This is a genomic window from Clostridium nitrophenolicum, assembly GCF_055391695.1.
This window is the reverse complement of sequence record NZ_AP042469.1, coordinates 1,798,046-1,814,356: the sequence shown is the minus strand read 5'-3', so window position 1 is coordinate 1,814,356 and position 16,311 is coordinate 1,798,046. Positions and strand designations below refer to the sequence as shown.

The window sequence follows — 16,311 nt, the reverse complement described above, 5'->3', positions numbered from 1 at the left end:
TATAAAATTTACAATTTGTAAATGATATTAATATTCTACTACAACAGCTGTTCCAGATACTGTTACCATAAGCATTCCGCCGCCTTGACCAAGAACTTCATAGTCAACATCTACTCCAACTATAGCATTAGCTCCCATAGCTTGAGCTCTTCTTTTCATTTCCTCTATGGCATTATTCCTTGCATTAATTAACTCATCTTCGTAGGTTTGAGATCTTCCACCTACTAAATCTCTTATACCAGCCATAAAGTCTTTGACAAAGTTTACTCCTGAAATAACCTCTCCAAAAACTACTCCCTTATACTCCATTATTTTCTTTCCCTCAATTTGTGGTGTTGTTGTAACTATCATAATTTAACCTCCTATAATATAAACACGTAATTTTTTCTAAGAAAATAATACCATAGTTAAAATATTATTGTCAAGTATATTATATTGCATTTTATAAATTTAAATATTATATGATAAGTTATTTAATAACACTTACAGGCATAATTATTAAGTTTATTTTATATATTTGAGAAATATTAAGTTAAGTATACCTGTGTATTAAAATAACTTATACGCTCATCTCCATCTATAAATATATTCTATAACCAAACCTGATATTTAAATGCATATACACTATAAAATTATTGTCGAATAATATACAATATAATTAGTAGACAATTGATAACTATTTTCAAAAACTTAGGGGGAACATAATCATGAAAAAAATGAGAAAAATTGTTTCAGCGTTAGCTGCAGTGCTAATGGTAGCATCACTAACTGCTTGTTCACAAAAATCGGAAAAACAGGAAGCTGCAAAAGAAAAGCCGGTATTTAAAATTGGAGCTATTCCTGACCAAAATGCAGCAGAATTAAATAAAAATATGGAAGCTACAGCAAAATATCTTAGTGAAAAAACAGGATTAAAGGTTCAATATGTAGCATCTGTTGACTACGCCTCCTTAGTTACTGCATTTGAAAGAGGAGAAATGCAGATGGCTTGGTTTGGTGGACTTACAGGCGTTCAGGCAAGAGCTGTAGCTCCTGGATCTGAAGCTATTGCTCAAAGACCATTGGACGCTAAATTTAAATCAGTATTCATTGCTCAGAAGGACTTAAATGTTACAAAATTAGAAGATTTAAAGGGAAAAACCTTTACTTTTGGTAGTGAGAGTTCAACCTCTGGAAGCTTAATGCCTCGTTATTTCTTAACAGAGGCAGGAATTGATCCTGATAAGGACTTTAACGGCAAACCCAACTTCTCAGGCTCACACGATAAAACAATTAAACTCGTAGAGTCTGGTGCTTTCCAAACAGGAGCTTTGAATATTTCCGTATGGGATAAAACTGTTAAAGAAGGTAAAGTTGATTTAAATAAAGTTAAAGTATTCTATACTACTCCAGAATACTTCGACTACCATTGGACAATTAATAAACCTGATAATATAGATAAAGTATATGGAGAAGGTACTAAAGAAAAAATTAAAGAAGCATTACTTTCTATGAGCCTTGACAAGGGTGGCGATCAAGCTCAAGCTTTAAAATTCTTCCAAACAGATAAGTTTGTTCCTACTAATAACGATAACTATAAAGCAATCGAAGCTGTTGGTAAAAAATTAGGCATGGTTAAATAATAGGTGTATTATGGATAAACGATTAAAAAATATTTTTGAATTAAAAGAAATATCAAAAAGTTATGAAAGGAAGATAGCATTATCTTCCCTTTCTCTTACCATTAAAAAAGGTGAAATCGTCGCCCTAATCGGCCCAAGTGGAGCTGGAAAAACAACACTGTTAAATATATTAGCTAACGTTATTAAATCGGATACCGGTGAGCTTTTGATAGCCGGAAAGACTTCCGGTAGTTATAAAAACGGTAAAGAATTTGCTAAAAAAGTGGGTATCATTCGTCAACAGTTTGATCTAGTAGGACAATTACCAGTTATTCATAATGTTTTAGCAGGCAGATTGGTTGACTGGGGATTTTTTAAATCTCTTTTATCTCTATTACTTCCTCAAGAGAAGCAATTAGCTATTAAAGCCTTAGATAGAGTTGGACTTTCTGATAAAGTCTATGATAAGACTTCTAATTTATCTGGTGGTGAACAGCAAAGAGTTGCATTGGCACGTCTTCTAGTTCAAAAGCCAGAAGTTATTTTAGCAGATGAGCCAGTATCAGCCTTAGATCCAGCTCGTGCTGAAGATATTCTTTTTATGCTTACAAAACTTGTTAAGGAAGAAAATCAAACCCTTGTAACAATCCTTCACTCTGTAGAATATGCTAAAAAATATTTTACTCGTATCATTGGAATGAGAGAAGGTAAAGTTTATTTTGATCTTCCAACAGAAAAAGTAACTAATAAGCATCTATCTGATCTTTATGACTTAAAGGAGCTGAGGTTGGATGCATAGCTTTTCACGTTCTTTGGATCTCTATAAAAGAAGCTTGCTAACAGGTGTGCTTGTTTTGGTTTTTATATGGAGCTTATTTTCAGTACATTGGGGACCAGAACTTCTGCATCCTGGTGGTAGGGTTACTTTAGAGCAGGTGGCTAAGTCTCTTTTTAAACCTGATTTATCACCTGAAATGCTGGAACTTTCACTTATATCAACATGGCGTACCTTAGCTTATGCTGTAGCTGGTATGACCTTGGCAATAATTATTGCGTTAATTTTTGGAGTTTTAGCTTCTGGAGTTTTATTCTATTCCGAGTTAAATCGCCATCTTTCAAAAGGAGTATTTAGAGGAATTTTAGGGTTTATGAGAGCTATAAATGAACTTATTTGGGCATGGTTCTTTGTAGCGGCTATTGGTTTATCTCCTTATGCCGCAATTTTTGCCTTAGCAATTCCCTATGGTGGAACACTTGGACGTATCTTTGCAGATATACTTAACGATGTTCCTAAAGAACCAATAGAAACGCTAAAAGCAGCCGGTGCTTCACGGATGCAGATTTTATTTTATGGTTATTTACCGATGGCTAAAGCAGATATGATAAGTTACACCATGTATAGGTTTGAATGCGCAGTTCGTTCATCAACAATCATGAGCTTTGTAGGTTTAGGTGGATTAGGCTTTCAAATTCAGTTAGCACTTCAAGACTTGAACTACAATAAAGTTTGGACCTATATATTCTTTTTAATAGCATTGGTATTGCTAATTGATTTTTGGAGCAATCTACTTCGAAAGAGGTTGGTAGAATGATTCATACAAAGACAAAAATAAAGAAAAAGTTTAGTTTTAACTTTGTTAAATTTTCTTTGCTTATGATGTTCCTTTTAATTGCTGCTTCATGGGCATTTATTTATAAGGTTGACAACGCAGATTTTCTAGGCCTATTTAATGAGAAAAATTCACTTTACGCAAAAAAATTCTTAAATGGTTTATTGGGTATAGGAGAAAAAAATCCAGCATTTAAAGACATAGACAGCTGGAAAAATATTTTGAAGCTCACCTATGAAACTTTACAAATGAGTGTTATGGCTATAGGATTTTCAACTATGGGAATGATACTTACCGTTATTCCAGCCGCAAGGAATGCAGCAGATGGTTCTTTAACTTTGTCTAAAAAGTGGTACAACTGGATACTCTTTGGATTAATCCGCTGTTTATACATCTTTTCAAGAGCAGTACCTGAACTTGTTTGGGCAATGATTATAATATTTATCCTCAAACCAGGAATTCTTCCAGGAGCCATAGCTCTAGCTCTTCATAACTTCGGAATAGTAGGAAAGCTTTGTGCTGAAGTAGTTGAGGACTTGGATTTGAGGCCAATTAGAAATCTAGCTTCCTGTGGAGCTGGCACTGGACAATTACTTATTTATGGTGTTATTCCTACGGTAATGCAGAAATTTTTAACCTATATATTATACCGCTGGGAAGTAATTATCCGTACAACTATCATTGTAGGTTTTGTAGGAGCTGGCGGCCTAGGTATGCAATTTAAACTCAGTATGAGCTATTTTAAATATTCGGAAATAACTTTAATTTTAATTTGCTACTCATTACTTGTTATATTAGCTGACTTGCTATCGGAAGGCTCTCGTAAAGTAGCACAATAACTATAGTTAATATAGGGCTCAAATGCCAAAAATTGATTTACAACCTGGGCTATGTTTTCAAGCTTCAGTCCATTAAAAACTTTTAGCTTTGAAAACATAGCCCTTTGTGTAAGTCAATTTTCTTCCTTGAACCCTTATATGTATTCTAACTCTTTATCTTTTCTTTTGCAGCACTAGTTGCATATAGAACACAGGTAACAAGTCCTACAATCCAGTGGATACCAAAAACCGCTCCCCATAACCCATATGACTTTAGCTTATTAAAATATTTTTTAGCAAAGGATTAAATAAGTCTTCAATTTCTCTAGGTTCCATATAATTAATTTGCTGCTCTGTAATTCCTTTTTGATACTATATCAAACTTACTTGCCACATCATTTAAAAACTTATCCTCTAATTAAGTTTAAAGTACTCTTTTTCATTCCATCATTAATGAATTCTATAGTATCATCTATTGCTCTTTCTATTAGTCCTTCTATATCACTCTTGTTCTTTTCTATCCATAGTATTATTTCTTTTACTGCATATTGTAACTTATCTTTGAAGAAATCCTGAGTAGTATCTTTTAAGTTATCAGAAAGCAACTCTAGTACAGGCTTATCAATGTTTTTCAAAAGACTGTATAATTCTTTGCTAACTAATACCTCTAAAATACAACTATACAATTGTCCACTTATATGTTGAATTTGTTTTTCACTTAATATATCTTTAAAACTTATACTCTCTAGCATCTTATCAAAAACACTGTTTAAGTGTTTATTAGCTGAACTCTGCACAAGTTCTTTAGCATTATTTATTTATGTATCCAATAGCATAATTTGAGGTTACGGCTAAAATAACTATATGGAAAAATTTACACAATAAGAAAATTTACATATACCATTTACAATTATGGAATAAAACATTATAATGATAATAATTCTCATTATCATCTAATAACAACTAGATGATAATGTATTTTTTTAATTGTTAATTGATAATGAATTTCATATGATATAAAGGAGTGAGACTATTTCAAAATTGATAGGATTATATAGAGTAGAAGTAAAACCTAAGCTTAAGGTAATAAAATAGCTTCTAAAATTAAAATATATTGCAAAAACTTTTTAGGAGGAAACTAAAGATGAATGAACAACAAGTTTCAAATAACATATATCAAATGTCTACTATTAGTGCATTAATGTCAGGTTTATATGATGAATGTATATCTCTAAGTAAATTAAAAGAAAATGGCGATTTTGGCCTAGGAACATTTAAAGGTCTTGATGGTGAATTAACACTTTTGGATGGCAATTGCTATAGAACAAACCCTGATGGCAGTATATGTTTATGTGATGAAAGTGTAACTGCCCCCTTTGCTGTGGTGACAAAATTTAACGATTATAAAGAGTTTATAATTAGAGATTGCTGTAATTTCAAAGAACTTATAAAAAGATTAAATGAATTTATTGAAAGTAAAAATATTTTTTATGCATTTAGCATAGAAGGTGAATTTAAGTATTTAAAAACAAGAAATGTGGTAAAACAAGAGAAACCCTATAGGCCTTTTACTGAAGCAGTAAAAAACCAACCTATTTTTGAGTATGTAAATATAAAAGGCACTATGGTTGGCTTTAGATGTCCAGAGTATGTTGATGGACTAAATGTAGCAGGATACCATTTTCATTTTATAAGTGAAGATAAAGATGTTGGTGGACATGTTGTAGACTGCGGCATAGGTATAGCAAAAATAAAACTTCAAAACTGTTCCTGTTTTAAGATGGAATTACCACAAAACAGTACTTTCTATGAGATGGATTTAGGTATTAATGCGGGCAATTAATCAATTTATTTTCATAAAACAGAAAAAGTTGAATTAATATACTATGTTAAAACGTAATAAAATTTTTAGTAGTGAATGTAAGAATTTAAACAAAGGAGAAAATGACATGAAATTAAGAGGTGCTGATATAACTATAAAATTACTTGAAAGACAAGGTATTAAAGTAATTGCTGGAATTCCGGGAGGTGCTAACCTTCCTCTATATGACTCTTTATCTAGAAGTAGTATTAAACATATTTTAACGAGGCATGAGCAAGGGGCTGCTTTTGTTGCTCAAGGAATAGCACGTTCTAAGGGTAGCGCTGCTGTTTGTTTTGCAACTTCTGGACCGGGAGCAACAAATCTGATTACAGCTATTGCAGATGCAAAAACCGATTCTATTCCTATTATTGCCATAACCGGACAAATTTCTTCTTCACTTATTGGAACAGATGCTTTTCAAGAGGTGGATATGTATGCGTTGACTACACCAATTACCAAACATAATTTTTTTGTTCGTTCAGTAGAAGAATTGTTCCATGTTATTCCGGAAGCATTTAAAATTGCTGAAGGTGGTCGTCCAGGTCCGGTAGTAATTGATATTCCAAAAGACATACTGATGGAAGAACTTGAATTTGACAATTGGCCAGCAGTTGTTAATGATAATACTATTGGTGAATTTGACGAACAATTAATTGATCAGGCTGCCAAGCTTATCAATGAAGCTAGAAAGCCATTACTCTATGTAGGTGGAGGAATTATAAGTTCTAATGCTAGTAATATACTTCATGAATTCGCAAGGAAAAATAGTATACCAGTAGCTACAACATTAATGGGCTTAGGAGGTTTTCCTGCTGATGATCCTTTATATCTAGGCCTGACTGGTATGCATGGATCAAGATATGCAAATATGCTACTGAGTGAAGCAGATTTAATTATAGCATTAGGAGTAAGATTTAATGATAGAGCAACAGGTAACTCGAAAAAGTTTTGTAAAAATGCAAAAATAATTCACATAGATATAGATAAAGCCGAAATTGATAAAATTAAAAAATCACATTTAGCAATACAAGGAGACATTGGTTTAATATTAGATAAAATAATTCCTTTAGTAAACAATGACAATAGGGATCAATGGATTATAGAGGTTAAAAAGAAAAAAGAGCAGAAGCCTTTAATATTTCCAGACAAGTTAGATTATCTTCATCCGATTAATATAATTAAAAGTGTAAGTGAATTAGTTACTAATAATACAATTATTACTACAGATGTAGGGCAGCATCAGCTGTGGACTGCTCAAACGTACCCTTTTAAACTTCCAAGAACTTTTCTAACATCAGGCGGTTTTGGAACTATGGGATTTGGGTTACCAGCAGCAATTGGTGCAGCTATTGCCAACCCTGATAGAAAAGTTATATGTTTTTCAGGGGATGGTTCATTTTTAATGAATATTCAAGAACTGGCAACGTTAAGTGATTTAAATCTAGATATAAAAATAATAATATTAAATAATGGACATCTTGGATTAGTGAAAAAGTTACAAGAGATGTTCTACGATGGGAATTACATAGCAACAAAGTTTATTGCAAATCCAGATTTTGCCCTTGTCAGCAGAGGTTTTGGAGTTAAATCCTATAATTTAGAAAAAGAGAATGATCCAATAAAGGTACTTAATGAAGCATTAACTGAAACAGGGCCTTGTATTATAAATGTACCAATTAATAATTAGTGGGGGTACTTGATAGCCCCCTATAAATTAATACACAGGATATTGTTAAAAAATTGCTTACACAAAGGACTATGCCTATATCCGTTCGTGTAAGTCAATTTTTTAGTTTAAAACTTATACCTCTTCTAACTCTTTATCTTTTCCTTTGCTGCACTAGTTGCATATAGAACACAGGTAATAAGTCCTACAATCCAGTGGATACCAAAGACCGCTCCCCATAATCCATATAACTTCAGCTTATTAAAATACTTTTTAGCAAAGGAGTTAAACAATTCTTCAATTTCTCTAGGCTCCATATAATTAATTTGCTGCTCTGTAATTCCTCTAAAGTCAATAGTACTTATAACTTTAGAAAAATTCTGTGATGCGCTATCTAAAATTGAGTTAATTGCTATTTGGGACAGATTATCTTTTGTAGAAGCATCAATAATATTTAGATTATCTCTTATAATATCATTTATTATGTTCTGTACTGCATTTCTTATTTCTGCATCTAATCCTTTATTCTGCAGTATATCTTCTAAGACATTCGATGCACATACATTAAATTCCCTTAGATCTAATAATTCACTACTTTTCTTTTGTTTTAACACATAAGATAACTTCTCTATAAACTGTTCAATATTGTTTTTCATAGAATTACTATTTGAAATTATTGTGCATATTTTATAGGATAAGTCTTCAACATATTCCTTATCTATTCCCTTTGCAAGCACATTAACTTTTATTGATAATACTAGCTCTTCTAAAATATTATAGGCAAGCTTTGTATATTCATCTGTTAGCTTTTGCTTTTTTTCAATAATATTATCTTTTAATTCCCCGGAAATAAAGTTCAATTCTTCTTCAAAAATTTCTATTATATCTTCAATTTTATTAATAGATAAAATGCTTAAGTATTCTCTTAATTTAATATCTGTTACCCAATTAAACATGCTGTCTGTGATTTTAATAATTTTATCATTTAATCTAAAGTCATTTTCATCAATAAAATTATTAATAACTTCTAAAACTTCTTTATGTTGAAGTCCTATATTTAAGTTTCCAACAGTACCGTTGCAAATCTTATTGTCAATAAAGCTACCTAATAGTTCATTAAGTTCCCCTTTTTTAGATTCAATGAAAGCAGGGAATTTATCATTTACAAGATCATCGACAACAGAAGCTACTATTTTATCTCCATCAAGCATGTTGTATCCCATTAGCTCAAAAAAGTTTAAACTTTCCTTTGTTGTAGTAATAGCAACTTCCGAAATGACCTGTCTGTTATTACTTAATCCACTTACAATAGCTTTTACTGTGTTATCCATTATATAACTAAAATTACTTTCTATTATATTTGTGAGAGTTCCACCAAATAACTCTCCTATTTTCCTATTAGGATTGAGTTCTTTTGACGTAATGCTTTCTATCCAATTTAAAATTTTAGTTCGTGTTTCTTTTGAACTAACTTTATCACTTATTAATTTTCCAAAGTAACTTTTCCACTTGATAGCATTTTCTGGATTAATCATTTCATTAACTGAATTATTAATTACATTTTCGTACTTGTATGAGAGCATCATCAATAACTCATTTCTTTTATCGGCTCTGCTCGTATATGATAATAACTTATCTATTTCTTCTTCGACTTTGTTAGTCAGCTGTTGCTCAAAAGACTTTCTAAACTGTTCTGGAATTACTCTTGAACTCTCTTTATCATATCTAAAAATGCCCTCTAACGCATCATATATCTTTATATTAGAGTTTTCTATTTTAGATAATATCTTTCCCTTTAATTGATTTTCAATTTCAGAAAAATCTATGTTAGCAATATCCAAATTGCCAGCTTTATTAGTCAGAGAATTAGATATACTTCTCTTATTTCTTTCAATTAATTTTTTAATATATTCAAAAGCTTTATCACTAATATCATCTGAATGGCTATCTAAAAAATCTACCACTATTTTATAGTTATCCTTTGAGATTACTTCTTTTAGTGAATTATGAATAGCATCCTTATTTTTATTAAATAGCTCTTCCATGCTGCTTTTTTTCAAAAGCTCTTCATCTACGAAAGTACTCATAGATTTTGCAAACTTAGGCTTTCTGCTTACTATAACTCCCGGTGTAAATGGAATTCTAATTCCAAATAGTCTTTTTTCATTATAAGGTTTGAAAAGCATTGCTAGTGCTTGAACGTTGGTAAGCCAGCCTACAAATCCATAAACTACTATACTTACGAGGGTAGCTGTTAAATAATTATATTGTGTAACTGAGTTATCAAAGAAATACATACCTATACCAATTACAGCTCCAAGCATTGCACCAATTACAGTAATTGGCTTCATTTCTTTACCCATGAATTCTTCAATCATTAATTGAAGTTCTTCATCTTTCAAGTCATGTAAGTTAGTGGATACAGCCTTCTTTATATTGCCATTTAATATATACTGAAGATTGTTTTTCAACATTAAAACTATAGAATTTGCTAAATTATTATTAACGTCTTCTATATCATTTATTTTGTCACATAATATTTTCAGATTCATATCTCTGCAGTTTTCTAAATTTTCTTCTGCTTTATTTGATACTTCTCTTACAATTTCATCTAATAAGCCATTTTTAATCTCATCATTTAATCCACTATACAAATGAAGAGAATAAATAGATTTTTTTAGTTCATCAGAAAGCAAATCTATTATAGTATTTTTATTATCCTTCATTTTTTCTATAACTGTTTTTTTAGTACTTGGATAGTTAGAGGATAAAGTCTCTTCGCTTATAATTTTTTCAAAACTTATATCATTAACATCTTTTAACCTTTTGGTAATCTCTACAGTTATAGTTTTAGTAACTTTTTCTGTGTATATATATTTATACTTTAAAGTACTAATTATTGATTCTTTAACATGCTTTTCAAAGATATTAACCAAATCTAAGCTGAAGATATCTTTCATTTTTATGTTTAAGAGTCCACAGAAATAATCTTCTGGTATATAGTCAATGTAGTTAGCAAGATTATAATTTATAAAGTTTGCAAAGCTTTCTTCTGTGAATATCTTATTTTTTTCTAACTTTAATATTATATCTGATACCTTTTCTTCCTTAAGATAAGTAATTATTATTGATGTAACATCCCTACTTATAGAATCTATATCTGCATTATTCTCCAGATATTCAGTAATTTTTGATACTATATCAAATTTATTTGCCACATCATTTAAGAACTTATCTCTAACTAAGTTTAAAACATTCTTTTTCATTCCATCATCAATGGAGTTTATAGTATCATCTATTGACTTTTCTATTAGTCCCTCTATATCACTCTTGTTTTTTTCTATCCATAATATTATTTCTTTTACTGCATATTGTAACTTATCCTTGAAAAACTCCTCAAAGTTGTCTTTTAAATCATCAGAAAGCAACTCTAACACAGGCTGATCAATATTTTTCAAAAGACTATGCAATTCTTTGCTAAAGTTATTTATTAATCTTTTTCCTTCATTAGATTCTATAAACCCTTTAATTTTATATATTAAAGTTTTAGATAAATTAATATTGTCCTTATTATTAATAAAATCTATTATTCTTTTTTCTAATAGCTTTTCTTCTAATGAATTTAAAATTTTATGGACCTCTAGTGTTTCAAAAGTATTTTCAAAAATCTTATCTATATCTTTATCAAAATTGTTTTCTAAGTCTATATGAAAATTTTTAATATTATCTTCAATATTGCTGCTTATAATTGCTAATAGCTTTTGTCCGAAGAACTCACCAAAACTTATTGATTTATTTTCTTCATAAAACTCCTTTATAGCCTTTTCTATAAAATCGTCACTATCTAATGCCACTAAAACACAATTATATAATTGTCCACTTATATGCTGAATTTGTTTTTCGCTTAATATATCTTTAAAACTTATACTCTCTAGCATCTTATCAAAAACACTGTTTAAGTGTTTATTGGCTGAACTCTGCACAAGTTCTTTAGTGTTATTTATTGTTGAGTCGAAAGCATTTAGTTCTCCTAATGTGATGTTAGATGTATTTTGGTAAATATGTACGCTTAGTAAGTCATCCACAAAGTCTTTTATACTTTCTTTAAAGGATTCCTTTGATACTTCACTATTTAAAGTATCACTATTAATTATATCTCTTTCTACTAGTGAGCTTATATTATTTATAAATTCATCTTTAGTTTTTACTATTACTCCGCCTAATTTAAACTTACCAATTCCATATTCTCTAAATATCATTTTAATAGCTATTGCATTTGTTATATATCCTGTTATAGAACCAGTTAAAACTTCTTTTATTAAATCTAACTGCATAAAGTCCTCCTTAGCATAGGGTTTGAAATAAGAAAGTTAGGTATATGCTAACTTTCGGACTTACACCCATATTATTATATCTTCATCAAAAAAGCTTCACCTTAATAGTACCCGGTGAAGTTTATTCACTGTTATAATATTACACTTGCTTTATATTGTCAACGCATACGCAGTCTTAACTAACTTGTTTAGTAATTCTTATAATTTTTAACTTTGCTAAATAAGTAACATTTATAGTTGTCTTATATTCTATAAATTTATTTAATAATTCAACAATTACACTAATAAAATGATACTATGATACTATACTGATAATCTTACTATTTGGAGGTCTCTATGTTAATTGATACTCATATTCATGAAAGTAAATATTCTTTAGATAGTGAAATATCTTTAAATGATATAATAAAAAGAGCAAAAGAAATAGGACTAGATGGTGTATGCATAACAGACCATGAAAGTAACGAGATTATGGAAGAAGCACATGCGCTATCAAGATCTACAGGTTTTTTAATATTAGTAGGAGCTGAAATATTAACCTTTGAGGGAGATGTATTAGTATTTGGTTTAAAGGACTGGCCTAAAGAAATGATGCATGCTAAAGATTTATTGAAATTGGTCCATGCACACAATGGCGTTGCCATAAGTGCTCATCCATATAGAAACAACAATAGAGGCTTTGGTAATTATATAAGAGAAGCTAAAGAGTTAGGTTTATATGGAGTTGAAGCTTTTAATGGAAGTACAGAACCTCATCAGAACCTATATGCCTATTCTCTAGCCACTGAGCTTAACCTTCCATGTATAGGCTCTAGTGATGCACATGTTATTGAAAAGATAGGAACATATGCTACGGTATTTCCTGATGGAATAAGAGATGAAATAGATCTTATAAATGCAATAAAAGAAGGAAATGTATGTCCTGCCATACGTCAAGATAAAGGATTTAAACATATAGATATTTACAACAAAGTCACTAATAACTTACCTTATGATATGTATAAAGCCATTTAAGCATTGTAGGAGCCCTATATCAGGCTCCTATTTAAAAAAGCTTTTCTATATCTTCAAAAGCACTTTTCCAAGACTTTTTATTTATAGAGTTCTTAAGCTCTTCATTCATTATTAATTTATTTTCTATCTGCTTTCTTATTGATATACTCAAATTTTTTTCAAACTGCGGTAGATCTTCATCAAAAGGAACATCTATGTCTTTTAATCTTGGAAGGGTTACATATTCAATAATTCCACTGTTATTTATAACACTGCCCATCCATTCCCTTGCTCCAGACAAATCTGTTGAAACTACTTTTAGTCCACAGGCCATAGCCTCTATTAATACCAATGGTAACCCTTCATAAAAAGAAGGAAGTACTAATATATCACAGTGTCTAAATAGCTCTCCTAATTCTTTTTGAGGTATCGCCCCTAGCATGTGTATGTCAGCACCGCAGGAATAATTTTTACACATATTGATTATATCTGATGTCTCAATTCCTGCACCAGAACCTACAAGATAGAGTTCAATATTGTCATACTGATCTTCTAATAATTTTATAGAATTAATTAAAGATGGTACTCCTTTCGAATAACTCAACTTTCCTGCATAAATTATTTTTATCTTATTTAAGTCTTTTTTATTTTCATTTATATAGAAAATATCTGGATTAAAGCCTGTACCAGCAACTTTTATATTATTTTCATTTATGTTGTATTGCTTTTTTACCAACTCTTTTTCACTATTATGAGATGTAACTATCTTCTTTAGATTGCTGCAGCTCTCTGTAACATATTTAATTACTCCTCTAGAAAACTCACTATTTATATATTTAAAGCATTCCAGCTGTCTTAAATCTGTACCATGGCAAAAGGCTAATATATTTTTATCTGGATACATTTCTACAACTAGTGAAGTCAATAGCCATAAGTGATGGCATATTATTATATCCGGTTCAAACTCATCAACGGCTCTCTTTATAACCTTTGAAAAGGCATTTTTCCATCTTTCAAACATATCAAAGGATAAATCCCTATATCTAGTACTTTCATAAGGCATCACATCGCTCATTCCAACAATATGAAAGGGTAATTCCTTTGTATCAAATACTACTGGATAAAATTTAACATCTATTTTTGTATTAAAACAAATTTTACTATCATTATCTGATATTCCTGCAATTACGGCCTGTCTATATTCCTTTTCATCACCTTCTTTGACAAGAGCCTGCAGATATATTCCACTTCCTGTTCTATCTGGCCTTTGTGCTATTATATTTAATATCTTTTTCATCAAACCCTCCATAAAGTGAAACTTACTTTAGATAAACATCTTTCTTCTTTTGACTAAATACTACAATACATTAACATTTCTGTAAAGCAAATTTCGCCAATTTTTCCCTTATTATTTATCCGATGACTTACCCGCTCTAATACTCCCATCGCACTCTGTGAAAGCGATTCGTACCAAATCGAAGATTTGGACTCTCTGCTTTTCTTCAAGCGGGAGTAAAGAGCGGCTATGCCCCTGGATAACGACTTCTAAGCTTCAGATGGAGGTTAAATGCCTAAATGGCATTTAACGGGCAGAATTGCCCAGTGGTCGTAGACAAACTCCACCTGAAGCCAAGAATTCTGTTTATCTCTATGTCAGTTAAATCATTGAATTATTAACTTTTTATTTACAATATATTCATTTCCTTAGCCAAACTTAATGATATAATATATTCTGTAAAAACTTAACAATATATATATCTTTTAGGAGTGATATAATTGAATTCTTTCTTAAAGAAGTCTATCCTAACTTTAACAATATCACTATTAATTACTGGTACTGTTTATGCTGAACCAATGAAAAATATTGAAAGTATACAAATAAATATTGAAAAGTTAGATAATAGTATAGAAACTGTAATGAAAAAAATTGATGATAACAACAAAGAGATATTAGATACTGAAAATGACATTAAAGTTACAGAAAAAGAACTTAAAGATGTTGAAAGTGATCTAAACAAAGAAAAAAATTTATTCAATAATAGAATAAGAGCAATGTATATAAATGGTTTTGACAGCTATTTACATACATTACTTAAATCTAAAGACGTTAAAGATTTACTTTCGAACTCGGATGCAGTTAAAAGAGTAGTAGATTTAGATGCAAGTATTATTAATAAGTATAAGGATAAAAAAGACTTAATGAGCAGCAAAAAAGAAACTTTAATCGCTAAAAATAAAGTATTAGCTTCATTAAAAGCAGATAACGAAAAAGAGTTAGCTAAGTTAAATAAAGATAAAGAGGAGCAAAAGAAACTTTTATTTGAAGCTGTCGGATACTCCGATGATCCAGCTCTAGTGGCAGATGCGCTTAAATATATCGAAAATATTAAAAAAGATTCATCTGTTGAAGCTTTTGCAAATGGGAAATCTACTTTGACTTCTGATAACATTATAGCCTACGCTTCTGATTTTTTAGGAACTCCTTATGTATGGGGAGGAACTTCTCCAAAACCTGGTTTTGACTGCTCTGGTTTCGTTCAATATGTATATGAACATTTTGGGGTACATATCGGAAGGACTACTTATGATCAGATAAAAGATGGAACTGAGGTATCCGTAGATAAACTAAAGCCTGGTGATTTAGTTTTCTTTGGTACAAAGCAAGATCCTCATCATGTAGGTATGTACATAGGCTTTGGAGCATATATACATGCACCACATACAGGAGATTTCATCAAAATTTCACCATTGAACAGAAGTGATTATTTAACAGCTCGAAGAGTTATGCAGCTATCAGAAAAGTAACTAGAAAGTTAATTTAGACAAAGGGATATGTTTCTAAGCTTTAGGATGACTAAAAGTTTTTGACGGATTGAAGCTTGGAAACATAGCTCGTCGTATAAATTAACTTTCGGTCTGTATACCTATTTTTGTCTTCGAGCAACCATCTCAATTTCCACTTGAGCTCCAAGAGGTAGTGAGGCTACCCCAATTGTAGTCCTAGCAGGGTATGGCGTAGAAAACTTTGTGGAGTATACTTTATTCATCTCTGCAAAATTATTCATGTCAGTTAGAAAGACGTTAACTTTTACAACCTCATCCGGTGTCAAACCAGCAGCTTTTAAAACGTTAAACAAATTTTTAAAACACTGTTCAGTTTGTGCAGAAATATCTTCTTCTACAAGCTTTCCAGTTTCAGGATTTATAGGGGTTTGTCCAGAAAAATATACATGATCACCAGATTCAACAGCATGTGAATAAGGTCCAACGGCAACAGCACCTTCAGCACTAAAAGCTTTCCTTGTCATAGTAAAACTCCTTTCAAATTTTAAATATAGAATTATACTCTTTGTTATATCTCTACTTTAGTATAAAATAAATACATTGGATTCTCAACTATATTATTCCATATAATAAATATTATG

At 30.7% G+C, this 16,311-nt stretch carries 13 protein-coding genes; 8 read left to right on the top strand and 5 right to left on the bottom strand.

Annotated elements, in window-relative coordinates:
* Positions 1-27 precede the first annotated feature (27 nt).
* Positions 28-351: a putative heavy metal-binding protein gene (locus ACZ5N4_RS08495; RefSeq protein WP_464208973.1), complete on the bottom strand. Its 324-nt coding sequence runs from the start codon at positions 349-351 to the stop codon at positions 28-30.
* Between the two features lie 356 nt (positions 352-707).
* Here ACZ5N4_RS08495 and ACZ5N4_RS08490 point away from each other — a divergent pair, with 356 nt between their 5' ends.
* Genes ACZ5N4_RS08490 through ACZ5N4_RS08475 form a run of 4 tightly spaced genes read left to right on the top strand, consistent with a single transcriptional unit; the run spans position 708 to position 4,050 of the window.
* Positions 708-1,622 carry a putative selenate ABC transporter substrate-binding protein gene (locus tag ACZ5N4_RS08490; protein ID WP_464208971.1) on the top strand — a complete coding sequence of 305 codons (915 nt, stop codon included), beginning with the start codon at positions 708-710 and terminating at the stop codon, positions 1,620-1,622.
* A gap of 10 nt (positions 1,623-1,632) precedes the next feature.
* Positions 1,633-2,400 carry a phosphonate ABC transporter ATP-binding protein gene (locus ACZ5N4_RS08485; RefSeq protein ID WP_464208969.1) on the top strand — a complete coding sequence of 256 codons (768 nt, stop codon included), beginning with the start codon at positions 1,633-1,635 and terminating at the stop codon, positions 2,398-2,400.
* The gene (locus tag ACZ5N4_RS08480; protein WP_464208967.1) at positions 2,393-3,193 is read left to right on the top strand and encodes a PhnE/PtxC family ABC transporter permease; all 801 of its coding nucleotides are present in this window, start codon (positions 2,393-2,395) and stop codon (positions 3,191-3,193) included. The genes ACZ5N4_RS08485 and ACZ5N4_RS08480 overlap by 8 nt, the downstream gene beginning before the upstream one ends.
* On the top strand, positions 3,190-4,050 hold the full coding sequence (locus ACZ5N4_RS08475) for a PhnE/PtxC family ABC transporter permease (protein WP_464208965.1): 861 nt from the start codon (positions 3,190-3,192) through the stop codon (positions 4,048-4,050). The genes ACZ5N4_RS08480 and ACZ5N4_RS08475 overlap by 4 nt, the downstream gene beginning before the upstream one ends.
* Positions 4,051-4,436: 386 nt before the next feature.
* On the opposite strand, the gene ACZ5N4_RS08470 is transcribed toward ACZ5N4_RS08475, so the two are convergent.
* Entirely contained in the window at positions 4,437-4,781 is a 345-nt protein-coding gene (locus tag ACZ5N4_RS08470; RefSeq protein ID WP_464208963.1) for a hypothetical protein, read from the bottom strand.
* Positions 4,782-5,173: 392 nt separating this feature from the next.
* Here ACZ5N4_RS08470 and budA point away from each other — a divergent pair, with 392 nt between their 5' ends.
* Both budA and ilvB read left to right on the top strand, forming a co-directional pair.
* Entirely contained in the window at positions 5,174-5,872 is a 699-nt protein-coding gene (budA, locus tag ACZ5N4_RS08465) for an acetolactate decarboxylase (protein ID WP_464208961.1), read from the top strand.
* 43 nt (positions 5,873-5,915) lie between these two features.
* Positions 5,916-7,580 carry a biosynthetic-type acetolactate synthase large subunit gene (gene ilvB, locus ACZ5N4_RS08460; protein WP_464208959.1) on the top strand — a complete coding sequence of 555 codons (1,665 nt, stop codon included), beginning with the start codon at positions 5,916-5,918 and terminating at the stop codon, positions 7,578-7,580.
* Between the two features lie 125 nt (positions 7,581-7,705).
* Here the strand turns inward: ilvB and ACZ5N4_RS08455 are convergent, their stop codons facing one another.
* Positions 7,706-11,893: a DUF445 family protein gene (locus ACZ5N4_RS08455; protein ID WP_464208957.1), complete on the bottom strand. Its 4,188-nt coding sequence runs from the start codon at positions 11,891-11,893 to the stop codon at positions 7,706-7,708.
* A 336-nt stretch (positions 11,894-12,229) separates the two neighbouring features.
* Here ACZ5N4_RS08455 and ACZ5N4_RS08450 point away from each other — a divergent pair, with 336 nt between their 5' ends.
* Positions 12,230-12,907, top strand: coding sequence for a PHP domain-containing protein (locus tag ACZ5N4_RS08450; RefSeq protein ID WP_464208955.1), 678 nt, complete (start codon positions 12,230-12,232; stop codon positions 12,905-12,907).
* Between the two features lie 31 nt (positions 12,908-12,938).
* Here the strand turns inward: ACZ5N4_RS08450 and ACZ5N4_RS08445 are convergent, their stop codons facing one another.
* Complete coding sequence (locus tag ACZ5N4_RS08445; RefSeq protein WP_464208953.1) at positions 12,939-14,183, bottom strand: glycosyltransferase family 4 protein; 1,245 nt, start codon at positions 14,181-14,183, stop codon at positions 12,939-12,941.
* A 479-nt stretch (positions 14,184-14,662) separates the two neighbouring features.
* On the opposite strand from ACZ5N4_RS08445, the gene ACZ5N4_RS08440 reads away from it, so the two are divergent.
* Positions 14,663-15,691 (top strand): C40 family peptidase, encoded by a 1,029-nt coding sequence (locus ACZ5N4_RS08440; RefSeq protein WP_464208951.1) that lies wholly within the window; start codon positions 14,663-14,665, stop codon positions 15,689-15,691.
* A 119-nt stretch (positions 15,692-15,810) separates the two neighbouring features.
* On the opposite strand, the gene ACZ5N4_RS08435 is transcribed toward ACZ5N4_RS08440, so the two are convergent.
* Positions 15,811-16,194: a RidA family protein gene (locus tag ACZ5N4_RS08435; protein WP_464208949.1), complete on the bottom strand. Its 384-nt coding sequence runs from the start codon at positions 16,192-16,194 to the stop codon at positions 15,811-15,813.
* Positions 16,195-16,311: the final 117 nt, after the last annotated feature.